Annotated in this window: 28 protein-coding genes; 17 read left to right on the forward strand and 11 right to left on the reverse strand. The window is 68.8% G+C overall.

Annotated elements, in window-relative coordinates; translation table 11 throughout:
- Nucleotides 1–38: 38 nt before the first annotated feature.
- A complete protein-coding gene (locus QNM97_RS14840) occupies nt 39–689 on the forward strand; it encodes an O-methyltransferase (RefSeq protein ID WP_208795721.1) in 651 nt (216 codons plus the stop codon).
- Nucleotides 690–819: 130 nt separating this feature from the next.
- On the opposite strand, the gene manB is transcribed toward QNM97_RS14840, so the two are convergent.
- The 3 genes from manB to rfbD all read right to left on the reverse strand — a co-directional run bounded on the left by manB (nt 820) and on the right by rfbD (nt 3,877).
- Nucleotides 820–1,890 (reverse strand): mannose-1-phosphate guanylyltransferase, encoded by a 1,071-nt coding sequence (manB, locus tag QNM97_RS14845; RefSeq protein WP_231387033.1) that lies wholly within the window; start codon nt 1,888–1,890, stop codon nt 820–822.
- A 56-nt stretch (nt 1,891–1,946) separates the two neighbouring features.
- Entirely contained in the window at nt 1,947–2,846 is a 900-nt protein-coding gene (locus tag QNM97_RS14850) for a glycosyltransferase family 2 protein (RefSeq protein WP_283819175.1), read from the reverse strand.
- A gap of 71 nt (nt 2,847–2,917) precedes the next feature.
- Nucleotides 2,918–3,877, reverse strand: coding sequence for a dTDP-4-dehydrorhamnose reductase (rfbD, locus tag QNM97_RS14855; protein WP_283819176.1), 960 nt, complete (start codon nt 3,875–3,877; stop codon nt 2,918–2,920).
- A gap of 251 nt (nt 3,878–4,128) precedes the next feature.
- Here rfbD and QNM97_RS14860 point away from each other — a divergent pair, with 251 nt between their 5' ends.
- From QNM97_RS14860 to QNM97_RS14875, 4 genes are all read left to right on the forward strand, one after another.
- Complete coding sequence (locus QNM97_RS14860) at nt 4,129–6,138, forward strand: LCP family glycopolymer transferase (protein WP_283819177.1); 2,010 nt, start codon at nt 4,129–4,131, stop codon at nt 6,136–6,138.
- A gap of 57 nt (nt 6,139–6,195) precedes the next feature.
- Entirely contained in the window at nt 6,196–6,912 is a 717-nt protein-coding gene (locus QNM97_RS14865) for a TIGR03089 family protein (protein ID WP_283819178.1), read from the forward strand.
- Nucleotides 6,913–6,992: 80 nt separating this feature from the next.
- The gene (locus QNM97_RS14870; RefSeq protein ID WP_283819179.1) at nt 6,993–7,367 is read left to right on the forward strand and encodes a nitroreductase family deazaflavin-dependent oxidoreductase; all 375 of its coding nucleotides are present in this window, start codon (nt 6,993–6,995) and stop codon (nt 7,365–7,367) included.
- Nucleotides 7,364–8,206, forward strand: coding sequence for a dienelactone hydrolase family protein (locus tag QNM97_RS14875; protein WP_283819180.1), 843 nt, complete (start codon nt 7,364–7,366; stop codon nt 8,204–8,206). The genes QNM97_RS14870 and QNM97_RS14875 overlap by 4 nt, the downstream gene beginning before the upstream one ends.
- A gap of 48 nt (nt 8,207–8,254) precedes the next feature.
- On the opposite strand, the gene purE is transcribed toward QNM97_RS14875, so the two are convergent.
- Both purE and QNM97_RS14885 read right to left on the reverse strand, forming a co-directional pair.
- Entirely contained in the window at nt 8,255–8,824 is a 570-nt protein-coding gene (gene purE / locus QNM97_RS14880) for a 5-(carboxyamino)imidazole ribonucleotide mutase (protein WP_338837610.1), read from the reverse strand.
- On the reverse strand, nt 8,824–10,122 hold the full coding sequence (locus QNM97_RS14885) for a 5-(carboxyamino)imidazole ribonucleotide synthase (protein WP_502874900.1): 1,299 nt from the start codon (nt 10,120–10,122) through the stop codon (nt 8,824–8,826). The genes purE and QNM97_RS14885 overlap by 1 nt, the downstream gene beginning before the upstream one ends.
- Before the next feature lie 78 nt (nt 10,123–10,200).
- On the opposite strand from QNM97_RS14885, the gene QNM97_RS14890 reads away from it, so the two are divergent.
- On the forward strand, nt 10,201–10,761 hold the full coding sequence (locus QNM97_RS14890; RefSeq protein WP_208795715.1) for a GtrA family protein: 561 nt from the start codon (nt 10,201–10,203) through the stop codon (nt 10,759–10,761).
- On the opposite strand, the gene QNM97_RS14895 is transcribed toward QNM97_RS14890, so the two are convergent.
- The 3 genes from QNM97_RS14895 to QNM97_RS14905 are packed head-to-tail and all read right to left on the reverse strand — an operon-like array spanning nt 10,733 to nt 13,379.
- Nucleotides 10,733–12,079 carry a sensor histidine kinase gene (locus QNM97_RS14895; protein ID WP_283819181.1) on the reverse strand — a complete coding sequence of 449 codons (1,347 nt, stop codon included), beginning with the start codon at nt 12,077–12,079 and terminating at the stop codon, nt 10,733–10,735. The genes QNM97_RS14890 and QNM97_RS14895 overlap by 29 nt on opposite strands.
- Before the next feature lie 14 nt (nt 12,080–12,093).
- Nucleotides 12,094–12,771, reverse strand: coding sequence for a response regulator transcription factor (locus QNM97_RS14900; RefSeq protein WP_283819182.1), 678 nt, complete (start codon nt 12,769–12,771; stop codon nt 12,094–12,096).
- A complete protein-coding gene (locus tag QNM97_RS14905; RefSeq protein ID WP_208795713.1) occupies nt 12,768–13,379 on the reverse strand; it encodes a PH domain-containing protein in 612 nt (203 codons plus the stop codon). The genes QNM97_RS14900 and QNM97_RS14905 overlap by 4 nt, the downstream gene beginning before the upstream one ends.
- Before the next feature lie 119 nt (nt 13,380–13,498).
- Here QNM97_RS14905 and QNM97_RS14910 point away from each other — a divergent pair, with 119 nt between their 5' ends.
- Nucleotides 13,499–14,125 (forward strand): hypothetical protein, encoded by a 627-nt coding sequence (locus tag QNM97_RS14910; RefSeq protein WP_208795712.1) that lies wholly within the window; start codon nt 13,499–13,501, stop codon nt 14,123–14,125.
- A 29-nt stretch (nt 14,126–14,154) separates the two neighbouring features.
- Here QNM97_RS14910 and QNM97_RS14915 read toward each other — a convergent pair whose 3' ends face one another.
- Nucleotides 14,155–14,982 carry a biotin--[acetyl-CoA-carboxylase] ligase gene (locus QNM97_RS14915; RefSeq protein WP_283819183.1) on the reverse strand — a complete coding sequence of 276 codons (828 nt, stop codon included), beginning with the start codon at nt 14,980–14,982 and terminating at the stop codon, nt 14,155–14,157.
- 121 nt (nt 14,983–15,103) lie between these two features.
- Between QNM97_RS14915 and QNM97_RS14920 the strand changes: the two genes are divergently transcribed.
- The 3 genes from QNM97_RS14920 to QNM97_RS14930 are packed head-to-tail and all read left to right on the forward strand — an operon-like array spanning nt 15,104 to nt 17,656.
- Nucleotides 15,104–16,732: an acyl-CoA carboxylase subunit beta gene (locus QNM97_RS14920; RefSeq protein ID WP_208795710.1), complete on the forward strand. Its 1,629-nt coding sequence runs from the start codon at nt 15,104–15,106 to the stop codon at nt 16,730–16,732.
- Entirely contained in the window at nt 16,729–16,971 is a 243-nt protein-coding gene (locus QNM97_RS14925; protein WP_283819184.1) for an acyl-CoA carboxylase subunit epsilon, read from the forward strand. Before QNM97_RS14920 ends, QNM97_RS14925 begins: the two co-directional genes overlap by 4 nt.
- Before the next feature lie 4 nt (nt 16,972–16,975).
- Nucleotides 16,976–17,656, forward strand: coding sequence for a Maf family protein (locus QNM97_RS14930; RefSeq protein ID WP_283819185.1), 681 nt, complete (start codon nt 16,976–16,978; stop codon nt 17,654–17,656).
- Between the two features lie 32 nt (nt 17,657–17,688).
- Here the strand turns inward: QNM97_RS14930 and QNM97_RS14935 are convergent, their stop codons facing one another.
- Nucleotides 17,689–18,426 carry a neutral zinc metallopeptidase gene (locus QNM97_RS14935; protein WP_283819186.1) on the reverse strand — a complete coding sequence of 246 codons (738 nt, stop codon included), beginning with the start codon at nt 18,424–18,426 and terminating at the stop codon, nt 17,689–17,691.
- On the opposite strand from QNM97_RS14935, the gene QNM97_RS14940 reads away from it, so the two are divergent.
- From QNM97_RS14940 to QNM97_RS14965, 6 genes are all read left to right on the forward strand, one after another.
- A complete protein-coding gene (locus tag QNM97_RS14940; RefSeq protein WP_283819187.1) occupies nt 18,410–18,751 on the forward strand; it encodes a hypothetical protein in 342 nt (113 codons plus the stop codon). The two genes, QNM97_RS14935 and QNM97_RS14940, sit on opposite strands and share 17 nt — an antisense overlap.
- Nucleotides 18,752–18,874: 123 nt before the next feature.
- The gene (locus tag QNM97_RS14945) at nt 18,875–19,771 is read left to right on the forward strand and encodes a sulfurtransferase (RefSeq protein WP_283819188.1); all 897 of its coding nucleotides are present in this window, start codon (nt 18,875–18,877) and stop codon (nt 19,769–19,771) included.
- 28 nt (nt 19,772–19,799) lie between these two features.
- Complete coding sequence (locus tag QNM97_RS14950) at nt 19,800–20,255, forward strand: SufE family protein (RefSeq protein WP_283819189.1); 456 nt, start codon at nt 19,800–19,802, stop codon at nt 20,253–20,255.
- Entirely contained in the window at nt 20,252–21,745 is a 1,494-nt protein-coding gene (locus QNM97_RS14955; RefSeq protein WP_283819190.1) for a condensation domain-containing protein, read from the forward strand. Before QNM97_RS14950 ends, QNM97_RS14955 begins: the two co-directional genes overlap by 4 nt.
- A 214-nt stretch (nt 21,746–21,959) precedes the next feature.
- A complete protein-coding gene (locus tag QNM97_RS14960; RefSeq protein WP_283819191.1) occupies nt 21,960–23,753 on the forward strand; it encodes an acetyl/propionyl/methylcrotonyl-CoA carboxylase subunit alpha in 1,794 nt (597 codons plus the stop codon).
- A gap of 13 nt (nt 23,754–23,766) precedes the next feature.
- Nucleotides 23,767–24,150, forward strand: coding sequence for a hypothetical protein (locus tag QNM97_RS14965; protein ID WP_283819192.1), 384 nt, complete (start codon nt 23,767–23,769; stop codon nt 24,148–24,150).
- Nucleotides 24,151–24,155: 5 nt separating this feature from the next.
- Here the strand turns inward: QNM97_RS14965 and QNM97_RS14970 are convergent, their stop codons facing one another.
- On the reverse strand, nt 24,156–24,683 hold the full coding sequence (locus QNM97_RS14970) for a nucleotidyltransferase family protein (protein WP_283823212.1): 528 nt from the start codon (nt 24,681–24,683) through the stop codon (nt 24,156–24,158).
- A gap of 246 nt (nt 24,684–24,929) precedes the next feature.
- Between QNM97_RS14970 and QNM97_RS14975 the strand changes: the two genes are divergently transcribed.
- Complete coding sequence (locus tag QNM97_RS14975) at nt 24,930–26,918, forward strand: solute carrier family 23 protein (RefSeq protein WP_283819193.1); 1,989 nt, start codon at nt 24,930–24,932, stop codon at nt 26,916–26,918.
- The last annotated feature ends 7 nt before the right edge of the window (nt 26,919–26,925 follow it).

Raw genomic sequence — 26,925 nt, forward strand, 5'->3', positions numbered from 1 at the left:
GTCGGCTGTTTGCGCCCGGCATGTCTAACCTTGCGAGCATGACCGATACCCAGCCGAGCGACCCGCGAGTGGCACTGATCGACTATGCCGAGTCGGCGATCGTGGAGGACGATGCGCTCGTCGCCGCCCGTGCCCGCGGGATCGAACTCGGTGCGATTCCGGTGAGTCCGTCGGTCGGCGCACTGCTCGCGGTGCTCGCCCGGGCGGTCGATGCGCATGCGGTCGCCGAGATCGGTACCGGGACCGGGGTCAGCGGGTTGTGGTTGTTGGCCGGAATGGCTACCGACGGGGTGCTGACCACGATCGATCCCGAGCTCGAACATCATCAGGCCGCGCGGGCGTCGTTCGCCGGAGCAGATATCGCGCCGGGTCGGACGCGGCTGATCAACGGCACCCCGCGTGATGTGTTGCCGCGACTGTCGGACAGCTCCTACGACCTGGTGTTCATCGACGGGCCGCGGCTGGACATGCCGCGGTTCGTGACCGAGTCGGTGCGGATGCTGCGGCCCGGCGGGATGCTGGTCATCCACGACGCGGCAGCTCAGGGCGCGGTCGCCGATCCGACGCGCACCGATCCGATGACCGCCGCGGCCCGCGAGGCCGCGATGCTGGTGGCCGACGACGATCGGTTGTTACCGGTGGTGATCCCGTTGGGCCCCGGGGTGCTCGCCGCGGCGAAGTCGCGATGAGGTGACAGCGGCGAAGTCGCGATGAGGTGACAGCGGCGAAGTCGCGATGAGGTGACAGCGGCGAAGTCGCGATGAGGTGACAGCGGCGAAGTCGCGATGAGATGACCGCGGCGAGGGCCCCGTCGGGTTCTCAGACGTCGGTCGAGAAGCGCAGACCGCCATCGGGGATCTGGACGCCGGGCCATACCCGCGCGCCGCGCAACAGTTCGCAGCGGGCGCCGACCTCGGCGCCGTCGCCGATGACGGTGTCGCGGATGAGGGCGCGCGGACCGATGCGGGCACCGAAGCCGACGATGCTGCGTTCGACGACCGCGCCGGCCTCGATGACGGCTCCGTCGAAGACGACGGCACCGTCGAGGCGGGCGCGGGGACCGATCTCGGCGCCTCGGCCGACGACCGTTCCGCCGATGAGTACCGCTCCGGGCGCGACGCCCGCGCCCTCGTGGACGAGGGATTCGCCGTGGCGGTCACCGAGGGCCGGTGAGGGCGCGATGCCGCGGACGAGGTCGGCCGAGCCCCGCACGAAGTCCTCGGGGGTGCCCATGTCACGCCAGTAGGCGTGGTCGACGTAGGCGTGGATGTGCCGACCTTCGGCGAGCAGGCCGGGAAACACCTCGCGTTCGACCGACACCTCGCGACCTGCGGGGATGTCCTCGATGACCGAGCGACGGAAGACGTAGGTGCCCGCGTTGATCTGGTCGGTCGGCGGGTCCTGGGTCTTCTCGAGGAAGGCGGTGACGCGGCCGGTCTCGTCGGTGGGCACGGACCCGAAGGCGCGGGGGTCGGAGACCCGCACGAGGTGCAGGGTGACGTCGGCGTCGGACTCGCGGTGGGTGGCCACGACGTGACGGACGTCGGTGCCGCCGAGGACGTCACCGTTGAACACCACGATCGTCGACGCGGTCAGCTCGGGGAGCACGTTGCGGATACCGCCACCGGTGCCCAGCGGCTCCTCTTCGGTGACGTAACGCATGTTGAGGTCGAGTTTGGAGCCGTCGCCGTAGTACTCGGAGAACACGTGGGCCTTGAACGACGTCCCGAGCACGACGTCGCGGATGCCGGCCTTGCGGATGCGCGAGAGCAGGTGGGTGAGGAACGGCAGTCCCGCCGTCGGCAGCATCGGCTTGGGCGCCGAGAGGGTCAGCGGACGCAGGCGTGTGCCCTTGCCGCCGACGAGTACGACAGCCTGCACATCGGACATGTCGATGTCGGGGACATCGTCGGCGCTGACCGCGGGGTTGTTCACCGAGAACTGCATCACGGGGTGTTCCTCTCCGAATGTGGATGATCGTGGGACGACGTGGTGCGCGCTGCGGCGCGTACGGCCAGACGTGACCGCACCGCCAGCCCGGCCCGTAATGCCCATCGCAGCGGCGCCTGCAACACCCCTGGATGACGGTCGGCCTGGAAGCGGTAGGCACTGCGATGGTGGGCGGGCAGCATCGCCTCGGGACGTTTGTCGGCGCTGTGACCCTTGGTGTGGACGACCTCGGCCCCGGGCACGTAGACGTTGAGCCAGCCGGCGCGGCCGAGGCGGTCGCCGAGGTCGACGTCTTCCATGTACATGAAGTAGCGCTCGTCGAATCCGGAGATCTCGTCGAAAGCGGTGCGGCGCACCAGCAGACACGATCCGGACAGCCAGCCGACCGGACGTTCACTGGGCTCGACGTCGTCGGCGCGGTAGGCCGCGGTCCACGGGTTGGACTTCCAGATGCCACCGAGGAGTGCGTGCCCGGTGCCCGAGACGAGGTCGGGGACACGCCGTGCCGACGGGTAGACCGAGCCGTCGGGCTCACGGATGAGGGGACCGAGCGCGCCGGCCCGCGGCCACCGCGCCGCCGCGGCGACGAGCTCGTCGATCGATCCCGGTGACCATTCGACGTCGGGGTTGGCGATCATGACGAATTCGACGTCGTCGTCGAGTTCGGCGACCGCTCGGTTGATGCCGCCCCCGTACCCGACATTGCCGCCGCTGTGGACCAGGGTGACGTTGGCGTGCTCGCGCTCGGCGGCTTCGGGTGCGCCGTCGCCGGACCCGTTGTCGGCGATCACCACGCGCGGCGAGGAGGAGGTGGCGTGCGACAGACTGCGCAGGAAGGTTTGCAGGTGGTCGCCCGACCAATAGGTCACCGTCACCACGGCCAGCTTCGAGGTCACCGGGTCAGCGTAGCCAACCGTCGGGGTCCGTCCCATTCGTCCGGGCTGTGCAGCGCCCGCTGTGGTCGAGGTCACCGCGCCTGCGCAGTGCCGGTTCGAGCGGCGTCGACGTCGAGGGCATCGGCCAAGGCGGCCGACCACTCGCGCAACGGGGTGAGCCCGGCGCGGCGCCAGGAGCGCGGTGAGAGCACCGAGTAGGCGGGCCGCGGTGCGGGCCTCGGGAATTCGGCGGTGGTGCACGGCCGGACCCGGTCCGGGTCTGCGCCGACACCTGCGAACACCGCGCGCGCCACCGCGTACCAGGTGACGGCGCCGGCGTTGGTGGCGTGCAGAATCGCTCCGGCGACCGGTGCATGGTGGCCGTGACGTACCAACTCCCAGAGTCCGGCGGCGAGGTCGGGGGCATACGTGGGTGAGCCGACCTGATCATCGACGACGGACACCGTGTCGCGGCTCTTCTCGAGACGACGCATCGTGCCGACGAAGTCGGGACTGTCGGGTCCGCCGGTGTAGACCCACGCGGTCCGCACGATCGTCGACGACGGGTCGGCGGCGAGTGCGGCCCGTTCACCGGCTCGCTTGGTGGCGCCGTACACGCTCGGCGGGGTGGTCTCGGGGTCGGTGTCGTCGGGCTCGAGGGGTTGCTCACGTATGCCGGTCCCGGCGAACACGTAGTCGGTGGAGACGTGGATGAGCCAGGCCGAGGCGGCCTCGGTGATCTCGGCGAGGATCCCGGGCGCGACGGCGTTGACCGCTGCAGCCTTCTCGGGATCGGATTCGGCCTGATCGACGGCGGTGTAGGCCGCGGTGTTGAGGATGACGTCGCCCGCACGCACCCCGGCGAGCGCGGAGCGAATGGCGGAGGGATCGGCGAGGTCGGCGTCGGCGGAGGTGAGCGGCACCAGGGCGATGTCCGCATCGGCCTGGGCACGCAGTGCGGTACCGAGTTGTCCCGCCGCGCCGAGTAACCACACCGTACCGACGGGGCGGGGTTCGGCCGGCCGCGGATCGCTCCCGGAATCGCTGCGCACGCGGTCAGTGTGCCCCGGTCGCGCGGCGGCAACCACTCCGGCACACCCGGATGGGCAGGGGGTGTGGCGATCACCACTCGATCGGTGTCCGGGGAAGGTTCGACCGTCCGCGATCCCTCGGCGTGTGCGACGCCGAGTTCACCACCACCTTCAGTAGCCTTGGCGGACGTAAACCACATCAGAAACGCCTGACACTCAGGCAACTGCTGCCCCGCACGACGGCAGCCACGACCGCAAAGGACTGCCCACTCGTGGACTCCCGCCCCGATGGTGCGCGTAGGCGACCGGCCGGTCACACGCGTGGCGACGAGGTCCGCGCGCGCCGCCCCCGGACCGACGAGTCGGCGCCCGAACGCCCCCGTCCCCCGCGAGGTGAGCACTCCGACCGCGCACCGCGAGCCGATGGGACGCGGCGACGGCGCCCGGCCGACCCGGATCTCGCACGAGGTACCCGGCAACGGTCGTCCGGCGAGATCCACACGCGCGCAAACGATTCGATCGACAGCGACCACCGCGAGCCCACCGAACGGCCGCGTCGTCGGCGTCCGCCGGGACAGCGCCCGGCACAGGGCCGGTCGGCGCCGACACCGAATGCGCAGGCGGCGAAGCCGAACGCGCAGCGCGCGACCGGTGCTGCGGCACCCGGGAACCCCGCACCCGAGAAACCGGTCCGACGCAAGCCCCGCCCGACCGGTGCCGACCGACCCGCTCCCAAGCCGTCCGCCAGGACGACCACCGCTGCCGCACCCGACGCGTTGGTCGAACCGCAGACACCCGGGCCTCCCCCGGCGCCTCCCCGCGGGGGCGGAGTGCTGTCGGGCTGGCGCGGTGGACGCGCGGCGGCTCGCGGGTTGATCGCAGTGCTCTCGGTCATCGTGCTGGTGTGCACCGGGTACGCCTGGAGCAGCATCAACAACCTCGAGTCCGACATCACCCGACTCGGCGGCCTGGCACTCGGCGGGGCCGACGACGGCGCCACCGACATCCTGCTGGTCGGTACCGACTCGCGCACCGACGCCAAGGGCAACCCGCTCTCGGCCCAGGAATTACGGTGGCTGCGCTCGGGCGATGACATCTCCACCAACACCGACACCATCCTGCTGATCCGCGTTCCCAACGACGGGTCGTCGGCCACGGCGATCTCGATTCCCCGCGACTCCTATGTCGAGGTCCCGGGAATCGGGATGAGCAAGATCAACGCGGCCTACGGCACCACCCGAGAAGGCGTGCGGCGCAAGGCCGTGGAGGCCGGGCAGAGCGAGGCACACGCCGAGCGGGAGGGCACTCAGGCCGGCCGTGAGGCACTGATCGACACCGTCGCCAACCTCACCGGCGTCCACGTCGATCACTACGCGGAGGTCGGCCTGCTCGGCTTCGTGCTGCTCACCAACGCCGTCGGCGGCGTGGACGTGTGTCTCAAGAACCCGGTGAACGAACCGTTCTCCGGTGCGCACTTCCCCGCCGGACGCCAAACCCTCAACGGCCCACAGGCATTGAGCTTCGTCCGGCAGCGCCACGACCTCCCGCGCGGCGACCTCGACCGGATCACCCGTCAGCAGGCGTACATGGCCTCACTGACCCAGAAGATCCTGTCGGCAGGTACCCTGACCGACCCGACCAAGCTCAACCAGTTGCAGGCCGCGGTGTCGCGGTCGGTGGTCATCGACGACGACTGGGACGTCCTGACCTTCGCCGAGCAACTCAAGGATCTCAGCGGCGGTCGGGTCAAGTTCGCGACGATCCCCATCGTCGACGATCACGGGTGGAGCGACGACGGGCAGCAGAGCGTCGTCACCGTCGACCCGGCAAAGGTCCGGGCCTACACCAGTTCCCTGCTCGATCCCTCCCGCAACACCGGACGCCCCGAGTACACCGTCGACGTCAACAACGCCGGCACGGTGGACGGACTCGCCAAGAACGTCGCGGGCATCCTGACCGCCAAGGGCTATCAGGCGGGCAAACTCCTTAGCGATCCCGGCAACGAGCGCGATTCGGTGGTCCTCGCGAAGACCGCCGACGATCCCGGTGCCCGCCTGCTCGCCAAGGATCTCGGCGGACTGAACGTCGCCGCCGATCCGACCCTCGGGGACCACGAGTTGCGGGCCGTGCTCACCAACACCTACAGCGGTCCCGGCTCGGTGTCGGACATCGGCGGCGGCTCGACGGGTGGCGACTCCGGCGGTGCCGGCGGCGGCACCGCGACCCCCGCGCCGAGTTCGGCGATCACCGCGGGCACCGACGGCCCGATGTGCGTCAACTGACCGGACCGGCGGCGACCCCGTCGATCTCGTCGGCGAGCCCGACGAGACAATGAACCGATGACCGCCACCACCATCACCGCCGCCGTCTTCGGGGGCATCGACGACCACTCGCGTCCCGCGCTGACCTTCTACGACGACGCCACCGGCGAGCGCACCGAGCTCAGCTGGGCGACCCTGGGTAACTGGGCGGCCAAGACCGCGAACCTCCTCGTCGACGAAGTGCTGCTCGAGCCCGGCGATCCCGTCATCGTCGACCTTCCCGAACACTGGCAGACCGCGGGCATCCTGCTCGGCTGCTGGTGGGCCGGCGCCCGGGTGCACACCCGCGCCGAGGCAGACCTGTTCGGCGATGCCACGGTCGGATTCACCGATCGAGACCACGTCGATGCCCATCCCGATGTCGAAGACCTGATCGTCGCACCGCTCGACCCGTTCGCCATGCCGGTGCCCGGCCTGCCGCCCGGCGTCTCCGACTACGGCACCCGGGTACGCATCCACGGCGATCAGTTCACCGGACCGGCCCATGCCGGTGATGCCCTGGACGGCCGCACCACCTCCGAGGTGCTCGACGCCGCGCACGCGGCCGCCGCCGGCGCCGGGATCAGGCCCGGCGGCCGGGTGCTCTCCACTCTCGAATGGGCAAGCGCCACCGGCATTGTCGACCATTTCCTGGCGCCACTGTCGGTGGGTGCCGGATTGGTGTGGGTGGCCAATCCGGACGGCGACCAGTCCGCGCGCGCGGCCACCGAACGGGCCGAGTTCGTGCTGACCTGACACACGCGTGCCCGCCGTACGGCACAGCGTTCGCATGCCATACGGCACAGCGTTCTCGCGCCATACGGCAGAGTGGTCTCATGCAGCTGCCCGCCACCCTGGCCCGTATCAACAAACGCGTCACCAACCCCATCCAGCGCCGATGGGCACCGCACCTCGCGCCATGGGCGATGGTCGAGCACACGGGACGACACTCCGGTCGCCGCTACGCCACCCCGGTGCTGGCCTGGGCCCGCGACGACACCCTCGCCGTCGTGCTGGCCTACGGTCGCGACACCGACTGGGTGCGTAACGTCCTCGCCGCCGGTGGCTGCGACATCACCCGGCGCGGCAAGCACTTCCATCTCGTGCGGCCCCGGATCATCCCGGCCGACTCCCCCGACGTCGTGCGTGGTGCGCGTCCGTTCGCCTCGGCGTTCTCCTGGGTCCTCATCGGCACCCTGGAGCCGGCATGACCGACGATTCGCTCGACGACTTCTCGGCAGCCGACGAGACCTACCTCGGCACGACGCGGCGGGTGTACCGCAAGGGCACCGGTCCGGCGGTGATCATCATCGCCGAGATCCCGGGCATCTCCCCGGAGGTGGCCGATTTCGCGCGGCGCGTCGTCGACATCGGTGCGACCGCGGTGATGCCGTCGGTCTACGGCGTCGACGGTCGGGATCCCTCTCCGACCGCGCGCGGAACCGTCAGGGCCGCAGCGGAAATGGTCGGGACGATCGCCAAGGCGTGTATCTCCCGGGAGTTCTCGGTCCTCGCGACCGGCAAGACCTCGCCCATCGTCGACTGGTTGCGCGCGCTCGCCGCCGACGAGCACCGGCGCTGCGGCGGCGTCGGGGTCGGGGCAATCGGGATGTGTTTCACCGGCGGCTTCGCCCTCGGCATGGCCACCGACGAGCGACTGCTCGCCCCGGTGCTGGCCCAACCGTCGCTGCCGTTCGCGATCACGCCACACCGGGCTCGATCGATCGACGTCTCCGACGCCGACCTCGCCACCGTCGCCACCCGCTGTGCGGCGGGACTACAGGTGATGGGGGTACGTTTCGAGGGCGACCGGATGTCCCCACCGTCGCGATTCGAGAACCTGCGACGCCTACTCGGCGACGCATTCATCTCGATCGAGTTGCCCGACTCGGCGGCCAATCCGGAGTCGCCGATGCCGACGCCGCACGCGGCACTCACCGTCGATCTCGTCGACGAACCGGGAGAACCCACCCGCGACGCCCTCGATCAGGATCTCGACTTCCTCACGCGCCGACTGCAACTCGAGCGCGGCCCGAAGTCCCCGGGCTGAGTGCCCCGGTCACAGGGTCGGCCGGCGCAGGCGCGCGGACCCCGCGTATCAGTCGCCCAGCAGCTTCTGACGCAGGGCCGCGTCCTTGTCGAGGACCATCTGTTCGAGACCGGACTGGAACGCCGACATCCGTGCTCGCAGTGCGGCATCGGCGGCCCCGAGGATGCGGACCGCGAGCAGCCCCGCATTGCGGGCGCCGCCGATCGAGACCGTCGCCACCGGAACGCCGGCGGGCATCTGCACGATCGACAGCAACGAATCGAGACCGTCGAGATGACGCAGCGGCACCGGCACGCCGATCACCGGCAGCGGGGTCGCCGCGGCGACCATCCCCGGCAGGTGCGCGGCACCACCGGCACCGGCGATGATCACCTCGATGCCGGCGTCGGCGGCACCGGTCGCGTAGTCGAGCATCCGCTGCGGGGTGCGATGCGCCGAGACCACGCCCACCTCGAACGGCACATCGAACTCGGCGAGCGCCTCGGCCGCGAGTTGCATTGTGGGCCAATCGGAGTCGCTGCCCATGATCAGGCCGACCCGGGCGCGGTGCACATCCGCCCGGGTGTCGTCGGCCCGGGTGTCGTCGGCCTGCGCCCCGCTCTCGGTCTGCTCGCTCATCAGTGCCCTTCCCATCCGTCGGTCCACACCGCGTGCGACATCCAGTGCGCCGCCCGCTCGGCACGCTCCCGAACCGTCGCGAGGTCGTCGTCGCGTGCCCCGACGATATTCACATGCCCGATCTTGCGGTCCGGCCGCTCCCCCTTGCCGTACAGGTGCACCTTGGCGTCGGGCATCCGCGCCATCAGGTGATGGAGTCGCTCGTCCATCGACATCGTCGGCGCATCCAGTGCCCCGAGAATGTTGGCCATCACGGTCAACGGCGCGCTCGGGGCGGTGTCGCCGAGCGGATAGTCACACACCGCGCGCAGATGTTGCTCGAACTGCGAGGTGACCGCCCCGTCCATGGTCCAGTGGCCGCTGTTGTGCGGGCGCATCGCGAGTTCGTTGACCAGCAGCGTGCCCTCGGCGGTCTCGAACAACTCCATCGCCATCACCCCGACCACGCCGAGTTCGCGGGCCAGCCGCAGCGCCATCTCCTGCGCCGCCGCGGCGAGATCGGCGTCGAGATCGGGAGCGGGCGCGAGCACCACCGCGCACTGCCCCTTGCGCTGGATGGTCTCCACCACCGGCCACGCAGCACCTTGGCCAAACGGCGATCGGGCGATCATCGCCGACAACTCGCGGCGCATGGCCACCTTCTGCTCGGCGATCAGATCCACCCCGGCGTCGAACTGCTCGTCGAAGACCGCCAGCGCGGCGTCGCGGTCATCGAGAATCCACACCCCGCGACCGTCGTATCCGCCACGGACCGCCTTGAGCACGATCGACCAGTCATGCCGGTCACCGAAGTCGATGAGGCGCCCGCGCGCCAACCCGAGATCGCCGGCCAGATCCGCGAAGTCGGGCACCGGCAGACCCAGTTCCGACAGCCGGACGCGCATCGCCTGCTTGTCCTGCGCGAAGTGCAGGGCCTTCGACGGCGGCAACACCGACACCCCATCGGCCTCCAACGCCTGCAGGTGGGCCAGCGGCACGCCCTCGTGGTCGAAGGTCAACGCCACCGCGCCCGCGGCGGCGCGGCGCAGATCATCGAGGTCGTCATGCGAACCCAACACCACATCGGCACTGACCTGCGCTGCCGGATCGTCGGGACCGGCGGCCAGGACACGCAGGCACTGACCGAGCGCGATCGCCGCCTGATGGGTCATCCGGGCCAGCTGACCACCCCCGATCATGGTCACCGTCGGCATACCGGCGAAGCAGCCGCCGGCACGCGCGGAATCAGGAGCGGGAGGGGTTGTCGGCGCGCCGGGATCGTCGGCAGCGCCACCGTCGGATGAGCTCACGCGGTCCATCGTGGCACGCCCGCCATGTCCGATGCATGACCGACCGGGAGAAGTCACCGGCCGCCGCGAGTCCTACACTCGACTCTTGTGCCGTTCATCGATGACGTGGTGGCCCGCCTGCCCGAGCCGGTCCGGCACCAGCTCATGCGGCACCACGAACTCATCAAGTTCGCGCTCGTCGGTGGCACGACCTTCGTGTTCGACGCGGCCATCTTCTACACCCTGACGCTCACCGTCCTCGAGACCAAGCCCGTCATCGCCAAGATCATCTCGGGTGTGCTCGCCACCATCCTCAGCTACATCCTCAACCGTGAGTGGGCGTTCAAGAATCGCGGCGGGCGGGAGCGCGCGCACGAGGCCTTCCTGTTCTTCGTCATCAGCGGCATCGGCGTCGTCCTGCAGGCCGCGCCGCTGTGGGTGGCCAACAACCTCTTCGACATCCGGGCCAATCTGTCGACCACCGAACTCGTCGTGGTCGACTTCATCCTCGGCTTCCTCATCGGCAACGTGCTGCAGATGGCGTTCCGCTTCTGGGCGCTACGACGATTCGCCTTCCCCGAGGAGAACCTCCGCGGTGGCGACGCCGGCTCCACCGACCTGCATCCCAACGCCGACGAACTCAACGATGAGGAACTCGGTCATGCCTGAGGTGAGCGCCTGATCCGGATTCGTCTGTGGTCTCCGACCCCTGCGCCGCCGAGGGCACCACGATCGAGAACACCGGCGGACGCCGATGCGCGAGTTCGAGGCGTCCGCCGTCGGCCTCGACCAATGCCCGCGCCAGAGAGAGCCCGACGCCCGTTCCCGCCGGTCCGGTGCCACTGCCCGCGGAGAAGCCGCGTCGGAAGATCGACTGGGCGATGTCGTCGGCGACACCCTTGCCCTCGTCGGCGACGGTGATGCGCACCATGTCGCCAGCGAGCTCGCCGACGTCGATCCGGCACCGCCCGACGCCGTGCTGCAGGGCGTTGTCGACCAGGACGCTGACGGCCTCGCGCAACCGCCCGGGCTGCGCGCTCAACGCGCACACCGGCCCGCTGAAGGCAACGGTCACTTCCCGGCCCTGGGCGACGAAGGCGTTCTCGAAGTCGCCGACGAGCCGCGTCAACAACTCGGTGACATCGATCGACTGCATCGGCGCCGGGTCGTCACGCGACGCCGCGACCATCTCGTCGAGTTCGCCGGAGAGCCGCTCGACCTGATCGAGGGCGGCCTCGGCCTCCCCGACGACCGCCGGATCGTCGTGCAACGACAGTTCGTCGAGACGCAATTGGATCGCGGTAAGCCGGCTGCGCAGCTGATGTGACACGTCGCCGACGATCTCGCCCTCACGTTCGAGACGTAACGCGATCTCGGTGTTCGCGTCGCCGAGGGCGCGCGAGACCCGGTCGAGTTCGACGATCCCGTATGTTCGCCACTCCGAGCGGAAGTCGCCGCGCGCCATCGCGGTGGCCCGATGGGCGAGATCGATGACCGGGTCGGCGATGCGTCCCGCGGTGACCGCCGCGACGACGGTACCCGCGGCCAGCGACGAGGCCACCACGATCGTGACAATGCCGACCGCGGCGAGCTGATCGCCGCGGACGTCGTTGCGGGGGATCTCCAGGATCAGCGAGCCGGCATCACCGAGGCCGATGGAATCCGAGATCGTCGCGCCGTCGATCTCGGCGCCCACGGCACGGGTGGCCGAATGCCCGTCGGTGGCCACATAGGTCAGGATCAGACGGCCCTGATCGGGGATCAGCGATCGCAGCGGCGGCGAATCCAGTAGTGCCGGATCGAGCGTCGCATCGCGCCCGTCGTCGGTCCGGATGAGTTGGTCCGAGATCGACTTGAGCCGGCTGTCGAGGGTCTGGTGGGCACTGTCGGCAACCCACCACCACGCGATCACCGACAGCGGAATGCCCAGTGCGGCGCCGACCGCCAACAACATGGCGATCATCGTGTATAGGATGCGACGGCGCATGGAAGGGCCGCCGGTTACGGATCGAAGCGGAAACCGACGCCCCGCACGGTGACGATGTGGCGCGGGCGGTCGTGCCGGTCGTCGCCGATCTTGCGACGCAACCAGGAGATGTGCATGTCGAGGGTCTTCGACGACCGCAGATCCGCCGAACCCCACACCTCCGTGAGGATCTCGTCGCGGCCGACGACCTGCCCGGCGCGTTCCATCAGGAACCGCAGCAGATCGAATTCGCGGTTCGCCAACACCAGGTCGGTGCCGTTGAGCGTCGCCCGACGCGCCCGGGCATCCAACCGGAGATCGCCACCCTCGAGGACGACGTCATCGGGAGTCTGGCTGCGGCGCAACAGCGCTCGCACACGCGCGAGCAACTCGGCGAGCCGGAAGGGTTTACCGACGTAATCGTCGGCGCCGGCGTCGAGCCCCACCACGAAGTCCACCTCGTCGGTGCGGGCGGTCAGCATCAGCACCGCGAGTTCGGGCTGTTCGACCCGCACCCGCCGACACACCTCGAGCCCGTCGATCTCGGGCAGCCCGAGATCGAGGATGAGCAGTTCGAACCGGCCGTCGGCAACCCGATCGAGGGCCTGCGTCCCGGTGCCCACGACCTCGCAGCCGTATCCCTCGCGGGCCAGCGCGCGAGCCAGCGGTTCGGCGATGGCCGCATCGTCCTCGGCCAACAACACGTGGGTCATCGACGTCTCCCCCATCTGCCGTGTCCGGCGTCGGTGCCGTGGGTCGCGCCCACATCGGCGCCGCCCATCCGAGTGTCGTCATCGAAGCGCTCGTCGTCGGGATCCGGATCGTCGGTCACCTCGAGCACCTCGTGGTAGAGCAGCGCGTGCACCCGCTCGACCTGGGGGATGTCGTCGAACGCCAACGGCTCGTCGGAGGCCGATTCGATGAGCAACGTCCCGGTACGCAGCAACCGATCGATCGGCCCGTGCCGGAACTCGACGGTGTTGATGCGCCGGATCGGGATGTCGATCCCCGATCGCGTGAGGATGCCGTGCCGGAAGATCACCCGGCGGTCGGTCAGCACGAAATGGGTGGTCTTCCAGGAGATCAAGGGCCGCAGGAAGAACCAGATCGTCGCGGCCGCCCACAGCACCGCCACGGCGACGTAGGCGATCAGGGCCCCGGTCCCGGTTAACGACGACGCGTTCACCAGCCCGGCGAGCAGGCCGGCGATCGCGGTCGCGAGGATGAACAACAGGAACGGACCGAGCAGACACTTCCAGTGCGGATGTCGGTGCAGGACGATCCGCTCGCCGGGTGCGAGGTTCTCCCGCGGATATGCCATGGCAGCAAGCATAGGCCGAGCGGCTGTCAACTCCGCCCGCTCGCCGCGGTCGCACTCGGGCCCTGTCCGATCTCGGTAGAATGACGCAGACCACAGCGACGAGAGGTTCAGGAGCTTTCATGACCTATCGCGATCCCCGGGATCCCCGCACCGCGAAGTACGAGCCCGGATACGCGCCGGAGTCGCGTGCCTACAGCCAGCAGGATCCGACGTATTACCAGGACCCGGGCCATGCCGGGCAGGGCTATCAGCACACCGGATACCAGGACCCCGGCTACGCGCAGCAGCCCCCGGGCCGGGCCGCGCGCCCGCGCCGCACCATCGGACCCGACATCAACGTGGGGATGTTCGTCGGCGGCATCGTGATGACCGGCGTCGTCACCGGCCTGGCCGCCTGGCTGGTCGCCTGGATCATTCGGGCGATCGTCGAGCGGGTGAATGCCGCGGGCAAGTTCGGCGTGTGGAATCCGGTGGCGCAGGACGAGTTCTGGTTCGCCATCGTCGGCTTTCTCACCGCGCTGGCCGCCGGCGCGCTGTGGTACGTGCTGCAGGTCATCACACCGTCGCCGGACCAGTTCTTCCGGTGGGTGGTCGGTCTGCTGATCGCCGCCGCGGTGATCATCCCGCTCGTGCTCTCGGCGCAGTTCTCGGTCGGCCTGGGTACTGCGGTGATGCACCTGGTGATCGGGTTGCCGATCTTCTCGCTCGTACCGGCGATGGGCCACAAATCCCGCAGTACCCGCTGACGTGTGCGCCGAGTGTCCGGCGCACACGCTCAGTCCGTGACGGGACGAAGGTGCACCACGTCACCCGCCGCCGCGGTGAAGCGTTCTCCCCCGTCGCGTTCGATGACGATGCGCCCGTTGTCGTCGACGTCGACGGCCTGCCCGACGATCTCGGTGTCGCCGGGTAGCAGTAGCCGCACGCGGCGCCCCAAGGTGTCGCAGCGCTGCCGGTAGGTCTCGGCGATCGCATCGAGTCGGTCGGGCCACCCCTGCTCGTCCAGCGCGCGCAGATACTCGATGGCCAGACCGGCCAGGTCGTCGACGCCGAGTTCACGGCCGGTTTCGATCCGCAGGCTGGTCGCCGTCGGAACGGGCAGGTCATCGGAGGTCAGGTTAGTGTTGAGTCCGGTGCCCACGACGACGACCCCACCGTCGGAGGAGGTCACGTATTCGGCGAGGATGCCCGCGATCTTGCGATCGTCGATCAGTACGTCGTTGGGCCACTTGAGCACCGGCCGCTGCCCGCTGTGCCGCTCGATCGCGGTCGCGGTTGCGATCCCGGTCGCGAGCGACAGCCAGCCCAACTGTTCGGTGTGCGCACCCACCGGCACCACCGCCGAGATGGCGAGCTGAGCACCGGCGGGCGCCGACCAGGTCCGCGCCCGACGCCCGCGCCCTGCGGTCTGGTCGGTGGTGATCCGCACCGTGCCCACGAGATCGGACTCGCCGGCGCGCGCGGCGAGGTCGGCGTTGGTCGAACCGGTCGAGTCGACCACCTCGACCCGTCGCCAGATGGTGTTGGCGAGATCGGTGGTCCGGGCGTCGATGGCCGACTGCAGACCGTGCACGGGAGACGTCGCTGGAGTGTTCATGACCACTGAGCCTACGACTGAGACCCACATCACCGCAGGTAGCCGACCGATCGCTCGGAAACATGAGGAATCTCTCACATTGGGGCAGTTGACGGGGCGCGCCACGATCTGGCTAGCATCGACGTTCATGACCACTGCTTCGTCCGATTCCGGCGCCGCGCCAGACATTCACACGACGGCCGGAAAGCTCGCCGATCTGCGTCAGCGACTCTCCGAGACCCAGCATCCGGTCGGCGAGGCCGCGGTCGAGAAGATCCACTCGCGGGGCAAGCTCACCGCCCGCGAGCGCATCACCCATCTCCTCGACGACGGCTCGTTCGTCGAACTCGACGCACTCGCCCGCCACCGCAGCACCAACTTCGGGCTCGCCGAGCGCCGCCCGCTCGGCGACGGCGTGGTGACCGGCTACGGCACCATCGACGGCCGCGAGGTCTGCGTGTTCTCCCAGGACGTCACCGTCTTCGGCGGGAGCCTCGGCGAGGTCTACGGCGAGAAGATCGTCAAAGTCATGGATCTCGCGATCAAGACCGGCCGTCCGCTGATCGGTATCAACGAGGGCGCCGGCGCCCGCATCCAGGAGGGCGTGGTCTCGCTCGGTCTCTACGGCGAGATCTTCCACCGCAACGTGCGCGCCTCGGGCGTCATCCCGCAGATCTCACTGATCATGGGCGCGGCGGCCGGCGGCCACGTGTACTCCCCGGCGCTGACCGACTTCGTGGTGATGGTCGACCAGACCAGCCAGATGTTCGTCACCGGCCCCGACGTCATCAAGACCGTCACCGGCGAGGACGTCACCATGGAGGACCTCGGTGGCGCCAACACCCACATGACGAAATCCGGTGTGGCCCACTACGTCGCCTCCGACGAGGAGGACGCCCTCGACTACGTCAAGGAACTGCTGGGCTACCTGCCGAGCAACAACCGGGCCGACGCACCCCGACTGCCGGTCGCCGCACCCGCCGCGGGATCCATCGAAGACACCCTCACCGACGAGGACCTCGAACTCGACACGCTGATCCCGGATTCGCCGAATCAGCCCTACGACATGCACGAGGTCATCCGCCGCATCCTCGACGACGACGAGTTCCTCGAGGTCCAGGCCGAGCGCGCGACGAACATCATCATCGGTTTCGGACGCGTCGACGGACGCAGCGTCGGCATCGTGGCCAATCAGCCGACCCAATTCGCCGGGTGCCTCGACATCAACGCCTCGGAGAAGGCCGCCCGCTTCGTGCGGACCTGCGACGCCTTCAACATCCCGATCGTCACCCTCGTCGACGTTCCGGGCTTCCTGCCCGGCACCGATCAGGAATACAACGGCATCATCCGCCGCGGCGCCAAACTGCTCTACGCCTACGGGGAGGCGACCGTCGGCAAGATCACGATCATCACCCGCAAGGCCTACGGCGGCGCGTACGACGTGATGGGGTCCAAGCACATGGGCGCCGACGTCAATCTCGCCTGGCCCACCGCACAGATCGCCGTGATGGGCGCCTCCGGCGCCGTCGGCTTCGTCTATCGCAGCCGCCTCAAGGAGGCCGAGGCCAACGGGGACGACGTCGACGCGTTGCGCCTCGAACTCCAGCAGGAGTACGAGGACACCTTGGTGAACCCGTATGTCGCGGCCGAGCGCGGCTACGTCGACGCCGTCATCCCGCCGAGCCATACCCGCGGTCAGATCGCCACCGCCCTGCGCCTGCTCGAGCGCAAGATGGTCACCCTGCCGCCCAAGAAGCACGGGAACATCCCGCTGTGAGCGCCTCGGAGCAGACCGGAGCAGAGAGTCCGGAAGCCCCGGCGAAGCCGTTCCTCACCGTCGTACGCGGCAATCCGACCGACGAGGACGTGGCCGCGTTGGTCGCCGTTCTCGCCGCCGCGTCCTCCGGTGGTGGCGGGGAGCAGGCCCCCGCGATCCGCGACGACTGGGGCAGCGCGATCGATCGGCTCCGCCCGCAATGGGGTGGGCCGGGTAGCTTCACCAACTTGCGATACTGATCGGGTGAACCCCGCCGGCAGCTCTCGTCGTCACGACGTCGTCCTCGGTTCGGCCTCCCCGGCCCGACTGTCGGTCCTGACCCGCGCCGGCGTGCATCCGCGCGTGCTGGTCTCCGACGTCGACGAGGACGCCATCCTCGATGACCTGACCGGGGTTCCGCCGAGCGACGTCGTCGCCCGTCTCGCGATGGCCAAGTCCGACGCCGTCGTCGCCACCTTGGTCGCCGAACGCGACGGCTCGGAATCGGCTGCGGCACAGGATGCTTCGATGTCCGACACGGTGGTGTTGACCTGCGACTCGATGCTGCTGTTCCGGGGTGCGCTCACCGGGAAACCGCATACACCCGACGTCGCGATCGCCCAGTGGAAGCGGGTCCGCGGACAGTCGGCGGAGTTGCTCACCGGCCACCACCTCGCGGTGCTGCGCGGCCTCGACGTCGTCGCATCGGCGTCGGAAACCGCCTCGACCACCATCGATTTCGCCGATCTCGACGATGCCGAGATCGAGGCGTATGTGGCCACCGGCGAGCCGCTGGAGGTTGCCGGAGGCTTCACCCTCGACGGTCTCGGCGGCTGGTTCGTCGACGCCATCGACGGCGATCCGTCCTCGGTGCTCGGAATCGGTCTGCCCACCGTGCGCCGGTTGTTACGTCGAGTCGGGATCGGCGTCGCCGAACTCTGGTGAGCCGGGGGTCGATCGGTTCTTCCTCGACGCCCTCAGCCGAACTCCTCCGGCCAGTACTCGGCCAGACATCCGATCGGCTGGCCCTGACCGCCGTCGCTGACCGACCCACCGAAGAATCCTCGGGAGATCGCCGCGATCCGCTGGGCCGAGGTGCCGTGCCCCTGTCCCGGCTGCGGATCACCGATCTTCTGGATCAGGGTCACCGCCTGCACGATGTCGGTGACCGACAGCTCATCTCGCCGTAGCACGGTGGCCGCCCAGTTCCCGGCGAGACAGTCGGCGATGAGTTCGGAGTTCTCCCCCCGTGGCCCCCGCGAGTCCGACAGGTGACCTGCGCGAAGGATCCGATCGACGACCGCATGCCCGTACTCGTGTGCGACCACCGTCGCCGCGGTGAACTCACCCTGGAATCCGCCGATCGAATCCAATGGGCCCTCCACGAGGAACGTGCCGGTCCAGATCCCGACGAACGCCTCGACGGGCAGGATCACCGATCCCTCGACCCGAGTTCCGGCTCCATCGCGAGCCTTGTCCACACCACAGAAGAACGCGTTGGGCGTATCGGAAGCGACGACGATCGCACCGTCGGCGTCGTCGCAGCCGGACCGGTAGGTGTCACCGGCCTCGACCAGCACACGCCCCGGGGCGGGGTCACCCCACCCGAGTTCGCGGAACCACGGCGTCCAGGTGCTGTCGAGATCGTCGAGCACCGAGGTCAGGTAGCCGGAGACCTTCTGCTGCGCGTTGTCGCGGGTGATCGCACCGGTCATCAGGGCGGCCGAGGGTACCGGCAGGCCCGGGCATCGACTCGGCGTGCAGAGCCCGGGGACGGCTCCGTTCGCCGGCTGGGTACTCGCCGGCGACGAGGCCGTGCGACTGCCCGTGGTCGAGGTCGTCGCGGTGGAGGTCGTCGCGCTCGTCGAATCCCCGCCACCCCCGTTCCCCGAGCAACCCGCCAGGGCAGCGATCGACACGGCGACGAGCAATACGGTCAGGACGGCGCGCAACCGGCGCCGTGACACCCCAGGGCGGATCATGGCGACGAACGTAGCAATTCCGGCGTGGCATGCCACGTTCTTGTCACCAGTCGAATGACACCCGGCTTGTGCGCACGCGTGTGGTCGCCACTGGGTAGGCTCTCCACGGGGACCGCGCAGGCCTCCGGGGTGTGTCGTGGACACATCCTGATCAGTCACCACCCTGGGAGGGGTTCTTCAGTTGAGCGTCGAGACCGACCCGAATCCCAAGTTCGCCGGCTACGCCCACCCCGAACGGCTCGTCAGCACGCAGTGGCTGTCGGCCCACCTGGGCACCAAGGGACTCAAGATCATCGAGAGCGACGAGGACGTGCTGCTCTACGACATCGGCCACATCCCCACCGCGCAGAAGGTCGACTGGCACCTGCATCTCAACGACCCGGTGACCCGCGATTATATCAACGGCGAGCAATTCGCAGAGTTGATGCGCAGCAAGGGAATCGAACGCGACGACACCATCGTCATCTACGGCGACAAGAGCAACTGGTGGGCCGCCTACGCACTGTGGGTGTTCACCCTGTTCGGCCATGAGGACGTGCGGTTGCTCGATGGCGGCCGCGACGCGTGGATGTCGGAGGACCGCGACACCTCTTTCGATGTCCCGGAGTACCCGCGGTCGGACTATCCGGTGGTCGAGCGTGACGACACCCGCATCCGCGCCTTCGCCGACCAGGTGCGCGCGGCCTTGGGCACCGAGCCCCTCATCGACGTGCGGTCGCCGCAGGAGTACACCGGCGAGCGCACCCACATGCCCGACTATCCCGAAGAAGGGGCCTTGCGCGGCGGGCACATCCCCACCGCGCGTTCCATCCCGTGGGCCAAGGCCGCCGCTTCCGACGGACGGTTCCGCAGCCGCGCCGAGCTCGACGAGATCTACGGCGGGCTCGACCCGCACACCCCGACGATCGCCTACTGCCGCATCGGCGAGCGCTCGAGCCACACCTGGTTCGTGCTGACCCATCTGCTCGGTTTCGATCACGTCCGCAATTACGACGGCTCGTGGACCGAGTGGGGCAACGCGGTGCGCGTCCCGATTTCGGTCGGCGAGGAACCCGGCGACCCGCCGGCCGGCGCATGACGACTTCCGGCGAGCGGCCAGAGCTGTCATGAGCCTGCCCGCAGCCCTCGCCGAGATCGTCGATGACTTTGCCGCCCTGGATGATTCGGACAAGGTCACGCTGCTGTTGGAGTTTGCGGGAGAACTTCCGGAGCTTCCCGCCGAACTGACGACGGAGGCGATGGAACCGGTACCGGAGTGCCAGTCCCCGGTCTTCCTGTCGGTCGATGCCCACGACCCCGACGCCGTCCGCCTGTATTTCAGCGCACCCCGCGAGGCGCCGACGACCCGCGGTTTCGCCTCGATCCTCCATCAGGGCCTCGACGGCGAGTCGGCGCAGACGATCCTCGACGTCCCGGCCGACTTCTACTACGACCTCGGTCTCGGTAAAGCGGTGAGTCCGTTGCGATTACGCGGCATGGCCGGAATGCTCGGTCGGATCAAGGCCCAGGTCGGCCGCCAGACCGGAACCGGGCCGCACGCCACTGCCGGGCCGACGGGATGAAGTTCATCCAGATCCTCGAGGAGCCGATCGAACCAGGTGGCCTCGTGGAGTGGACCCCCTATGTGCCCGGCGGCCTGGGCAAGTGGAGTCGCGATCCGCGGCTGACCTCACACAATCACGAACAACACCTGCGGGGGGCCTTCGAGTATCGCGTCCGCACCCGCCGGGAGGGCGGGCGTGAGTCGTGGCTGGGTCTGCAGATCCACTTCGACGAGCCGCTGTCGATTCCGGCGCTACGAATGGCGTTGCGGCGCTGGATCGATCGTCACGAGGTGCTGCGCAGCCACGTGGTCATCAAGCATGACGGACTGGCCCGTCTGTCGACGCCGGCGGGCACCGTCGAACTCAAGATGGGCCGGATCGGCTGGTACAACGAGTCCGGGCCGCTCGTCGAACAGATCGCGGGCTCGTTCGACCGTGCGACCGCGCCGCTGCACTGGCCGGCGTACATGTTCGCCACCGTCGGACGGGAGTCGTCGTTCACGCTGCTGTTCGCCGCCGACCATTCGCTCGTCGACGGCTATTCGCTGATCATGGCGCAACACGAGTTGACGGCGTTCTACCGCTCGGCGCGCGACCACACCGAGCTCACGCTGCCCGAGGTCGGCAGCTACGTCGATTTCAGTGCCGCCGAGCGGCGACAAGCCGACCAGACCGGGGCCGACCATCCGGCGGTGGCCACCTGGCACGGTTTTCTCCAGGCCGGGCCGGGCGACATGCCGCGCGCGCTGCGCATGGCCCCCGCGCCCACCCCGGAGCCCGACGACTCGGACAACCAGTCCCCGCTGCTCCCCCAGGAGTCGGTGTCGGGCGTGATCGCCGACGACACCACCGCCAACAAGTTCACGGCGGTGTGTTCGGAGGCGGGCGGCTCGCTGACCGCGGGGGTGCTGGCGGCATTCGCGATGGTCCATCAGAGCCTGACCGGTGACCCCGAGTTCCGGTGCGTCCTGCCGCGCCACACCCGCGACGAGGCCCGATGGCTGACCTCGCTGGGCTGGTATGTCGCGGTCGCACCCTTCTGGCTCGACATGACGGGCTCGCCGACCTTCGATCAGACCGTCGCCCGCGCGACCACCGAGCTCAAACGCTCCCGGCAGGGGGCGTCGCTGCCGTTTCTGCGCGTGGCCGAGCTGATCGGCTACCGCGGCGAACCGCGCTTCGTGATCTCCTTCATCGACACCCGGTACGCACCGGGCGCCGCCGTGGCCGACGCGGGCCGGGCCACCGTGCTCCGCAGCCACTCGTACTCCGCGGAGGAAGTCCTGATCTGGATCAATCGGACCCCGTCGGGATTGCGGTATTCGGCCCGGTTCCCGGCCGATCCGGCCGTCGGGGAGGCCGCCGGGCCCGACGACACGCGATTCGACGGCGCCCATCCCGACCGGGACCCCCTCGACCGCAGCGGGCCGGTGCCCGAGTTGCTTCGCGGTTTCGCCCGTATCGTGCATGCTCTTGCCGACGAGAGCACATTCAACGCGCGGATGTGACAACCACCTCCACCGAACGATTGCTCGGTGCGTTAGTGTGAAGCCCGGAGCACGCCCCCTAACCTCCAGGGGGTGCGCGATGTCGCCCGCGGAACCACCCCCCGCGAGTGGCAGTTCAATCCCCACGGCGCCGCACACGGTCGCCGACGAACACCGTGTGTGCCGCACCCCGGGGGGCGCGGTGCACCTCGATGTATGGCCCAGGAGAACAACAGTGCCCACAATCAGCAAGGTCCTCATCGCCAATCGTGGCGAGATCGCGGTACGTGTCATTCGCGCAGCCCGTGACGCCGGCATCCCCAGTGTCGCCGTCTACGCCGAGCCCGACGCCGACGCGTTGTTCGTGAAGCTCGCCGATGAGGCCTTCGCCCTCGGTGGACAGACCTCCGCCGAGTCCTATCTGGTGTTCGACAAGATCCTCGACGCGGCCGCCAAGTCCGGCGCCAACGCCGTGCATCCCGGCTACGGCTTCCTCTCGGAGAACGCCGACTTCGCCCAGGCCGTCCTCGACGCCGGGCTGATCTGGATCGGCCCGTCGCCGCAGTCCATCCGCGATCTCGGTGACAAGGTCACCGCCCGCCACATCGCCCTGAAGGCGGACGCGCCGATGGCACCGGGCACCAAGGACCCGGTCAAGGACGCCGACGAGGTCGTCGCGTTCGCCAAGGAGCACGGTGTGCCGGTCGCGATCAAGGCCGCCTTCGGGGGTGGTGGTCGCGGCATGAAGGTCGCCTACACCATCGAGGAGATCCCGCACCTGTTCGAGTCGGCGACCCGCGAGGCCGTCGCCGCGTTCGGCCGCGGCGAGTGCTTCGTCGAGCGCTATCTCGACAAGGCCCGCCATGTCGAGGCCCAGGTCATCGCCGACACCCACGGCAACGTCGTGGTCGCCGGTACGCGCGACTGCTCGCTGCAGCGCCGCTTCCAGAAGCTGGTCGAGGAGGCCCCCGCGCCGTTCCTGACCGATGAGCAGCGCACCAAGATCCACGAGTCGGCCAAGGCGATCTGCCGCGAGGCCGGCTATTACGGCGCGGGCACGGTGGAGTTCCTCGTCGGCGCCGACGGCCTCGTCTCCTTCCTCGAGGTCAACACGCGACTGCAGGTCGAGCACCCGGTGACCGAGGAGACCGCGGGCATCGACCTCGTCCGTCAGCAGTTCCGTATCGCCAACGGCGAGAAGCTGGAGTTCTCCGAGGATCCGACCCCGCGTGGTCACGCCTTCGAGTTCCGGATCAATGGTGAGGACCCGGGCCGCAACTTCCTGCCCGCACCCGGACCGATCACCAGGTACCGCGAGCCCTCGGGCCCGGGCGTCCGCGTCGATTCCGGCGTCGTCGAGGGTGATGTGATCGGCGGCCAGTTCGACTCGATGCTGGCCAAGCTGATCGTCGTCGGCGAGAACCGCGAGCAGGCGCTCGAGCGTGCTCGGCGTGCGCTCGCCGAGTACGAGGTCGAGGGTCTGGCGACGGTGCTGCCGTTCCACCGGCACATCGTGAGCAATCCGGCGTTCCTCGGGCACACCGACGACAACGGTGTGGAGACCTTCGACGTCTACACCAAGTGGATCGAAACCGATTGGGAGAACCCGATCGAGCCGTACACCGGTGGCGAGCCGATCGAGGACGACGAGGCCGCTCCGCGCCAGAAGGTGGTCGTCGAAGTCGGCGGACGCCGCGTCGAGGTCGCATTGCCCGGCGATCTGGCCCTCGGCGGCGGTGGCGGTTCGGCCAACGGGGTCATCCGCCGCAAGCCCAAGGCCCGCTCGCGCAAGAAGGGCGGGGGCGCCGCCGTCTCCGGTGACGCCGTGGCCGCACCCATGCAGGGCACCGTGGTCAAGGTCGCCGTCGAAGAGGGCCAGACGGTCGCCGCGGGCGAACTCGTCGTCGTGCTCGAGGCGATGAAGATGGAGAACCCGGTCACCGCCCACAAGGACGGCGTGGTGACGGGTTTGAGCATCGAGCCGGGTGCCGCCGTCACCCAGGGCACCGTGCTGCTCGAACTGAAGTAGTCACCTCCACCGAATGGAACCCGTCGAGATCAACGCCGGGACGTGGTATCTGCGTGGGCTTCGTGCCGACGAGCGGATCACCGACGTCCCGGCGTTGTCCGATCTGGGGGTCGCCGATCCCGCGGCCTATGTCGCCGCCACCGATGCCGCATGGCGCGACGACACCGGCTACGTGTGGGCGGTGTGCGAACCGACCACCGGTGAGCTCCTCGCCGTCATCGGCGTCCTCCCGACGGCGGGGACGGCCTCGATCGTCGGGCGCTGCCGCGCCGGTCACCGTGCGGCGTTGGCTGCCGCGGTCGGGCCGGTTGCCCGATTCGCGCGCGGCGCACTGGATCTCACCGTCGGTGAACTCTCCCCTGACGGGGTGATCACCGACGCCATCCCGGCCCTCTGAGGCCGCTACGGTTCGTCCCGGTCGACGCCGGAGGCCAGATCACCGCATTCGACCGACTCGACGATCTCGGGGTGCGCCCGTAGATAACGTGCCGCACCCACATCCCCGTCGAGCGAGGCGAGGACGCCGTCGAGGTGATCGGCACCGAGTAGGACCGGATGGCCGGGCCGTCCGTGGTAGACCGCGCGCACGATCTTCTCCGGCACGCCCGCAGCGATTTCCACGATCCGGGAAACCACCGCCGCGGTGACATCGGGCATGTCAACAACATGTAAAACCACGCCGCCCGGATCCTCCCGAACCACCGGCGCGCACAGCACCGCGTGCACGCTCGCCGACAGACCGATAACCCAGTCCTCGACGACGATCGCCGTCGCCCCGCCCGGCGGCGTGACGATCGCCGCGCCCATGGCGACGACCACCTCACCGCAGCCTCCCGCACTCAGCGCGCGCACCGCATTGTCAAGCCAAAGACCTTGTTCGGCAAGTATTTTCGGCATTCCGTACCGCCGGCCGGCCCCGGCGGCGAGCACCGCTCCCACCACCACCGCATCCACCTCCGCCGCTCGGCCCCGCACACCCTCCCACCACTGTCCTCGGCCGGGCGAACCGATGAGGTCTCGATGTCGGCGATGCCCGATTTACTCCGGCGCAATATACGATCGCGCGGTCGCCGAATCGGTTGTGGGGGTCCACTATTTACCTGCCGGTGGGCCGGACGTGCGCTACGCCGTCGGCTCACCGGCAGCCATGATCTCACCGTCACGAGGAGTATGTCGATGGCCACGGATTCGGCTCCGGCCGCCGCCCCCCAGGGACGCCGCAAGCGCGTCCATCCGGTCGATCAGGTACCACCGTTCGGCAAACTCGTCACCCTCGGGTTCCAGCACGTGGTCGCCTTCTACGCCGGTGCCGTCCTCGTCCCGCTGCTGATCGCGAACGCCATCGGGCTCGACGATCAGGCGCTCACCATGCTCATCACCGCCGACCTGTTCACCTGCGGCATCGCCTCGCTGCTGCAGGCGGTCGGCATCTGGAAGATCGGTGTTCGGCTCCCGCTGCTGCAGGGCATCACCTTCACGACGCTCGCCCCGGTCATCAAGATCGCCAACGATCACGGTGGTGGTCGGGTCGGCCTGCTGACGGTGTACGGCGCGGTGATCTCGGCCGGCGTGTTCACCTTCCTGATCGCACCGTTCTTCGCCAAGCTGATCCGCTTCTTCCCGCCGGTGGTCACCGGCACCGTCATCACGATCATCGGCATCAGCCTGATCCCGGTCGGTGCGGGCGATGCGGTGACCGACCCCAACAGCGCGACCGGCGCACACGATGCGGGCAACGGCCGGTGGGTCGTCTACTGCATCTGCACCATCGTCCTGATCGTGCTGATGCAGCGATTCTTCCGTGGCTTCTGGGCGACCATTTCGATCCTGCTCGGCCTCGGCGTGATGACCTTCGTCGCATGGTGTTTCGGCGACGCCCACTTCGACCGGGTCGCCGAGGCGAGCTGGGTCGGCTTCACCCCGCCGTTCGCCTTCGGATGGCCCCGGTTCGATCTCATCGCGATCGTGTCGCTGATCGTGGTACTCATGGTGACCGCGGTGGAGTCGACGGGGTCGGTCTTCGCGACCGGGGAGATCGTCGGCAAACGGATCCGCAAGGAGGACATCGCCGCCACCGTCCGGGCCGACGGCATCGCCACCATCATCGGCGGCAGCTTCAACTCCTTCCCGTACACGGCGTTCTCCGAGAACGTCGGCCTGGTTCGGATGACCGGGGTCAAGAGCCGGTTCGTCGTGGCCTGCGCCGGTGGCATCATGATCATCCTGGGTGTTCTGCCCAAGACCGCGAACATCGTCGGGTCGATCCCCTCCCCGGTTCTCGGCGGCGCCGCACTCATCATGTTCGCGACGGTCGCGATCGTCGGCATCCAGACGCTGACGACCGTCGATTTCACCGATCACCGCAACCTGTCGATCGCGGCGACCTCCATCGCCGTGGCCCTCTACGTCCAGTTCTCACAGTCGTCGGCACCGACGACCATCTTGGACAAGGGAGCGGAGGTCAAGGTCCCGGAATTGCCCGGCGTCGACATCGCCGTTCCGGGCATCCTGCAGATCCCCTTCTCCACCGGCATCACCATGGGTGCGATCACCGCGATCCTGATGAACATCCTGTTCTTCCACATCGGCAGCAAGGGACCGGCCGTCGCCGGGGGCGGCTCGATCACGCTCGACGAGGTGAACACGATGAGCAGGGAGAAGTTCCGCGAGACCTTCGGCGAGGTCGTTCAGGGCGTCGACTGGGTTCTCGACAGGGCTTGGGAGCAGCGGCCTTTCGACGATGTCCACGATCTGCGCAGCGCCTTCCAGGAGGCGATGCTGACCGGCAGCGACACCCAACAGCTCGACCTCATCCAGGCCTTCCCCGACCTCGGCGCCGAGGACGAGGAAACCGGCGAGCTGATCGCGGTCGACCACAAGGGTCTGTCGCACCTCGAGGAGACCGAGCACGAGAACGTCGTGAATCTCGCTGCCGCCTATCGGGAGCACTTCGGGTTCCCGTTGGTGATCTGCGCCCGCGAGACCGAGCGTTACGACCGCGTGCTGCGCAACGGCTGGTCCCGCATGGACAACTCGGAGACCTCCGAGAAGTCGTTCGCACTCATCGAGATCGCCAAGATCGTCAACTATCGCTTCGACGATCTGGTTGCCGATGCCAACCCGCTGACGTCGGTGCGATTCGGCCGTCAGCCCGAACTCTCCTAGGCTGATC

Origin of the sequence: Gordonia sp. L191, from assembly GCF_030077625.1 — a bacterium.
GTDB lineage: Bacteria > Actinomycetota > Actinomycetes > Mycobacteriales > Mycobacteriaceae > Gordonia > Gordonia polyisoprenivorans_A.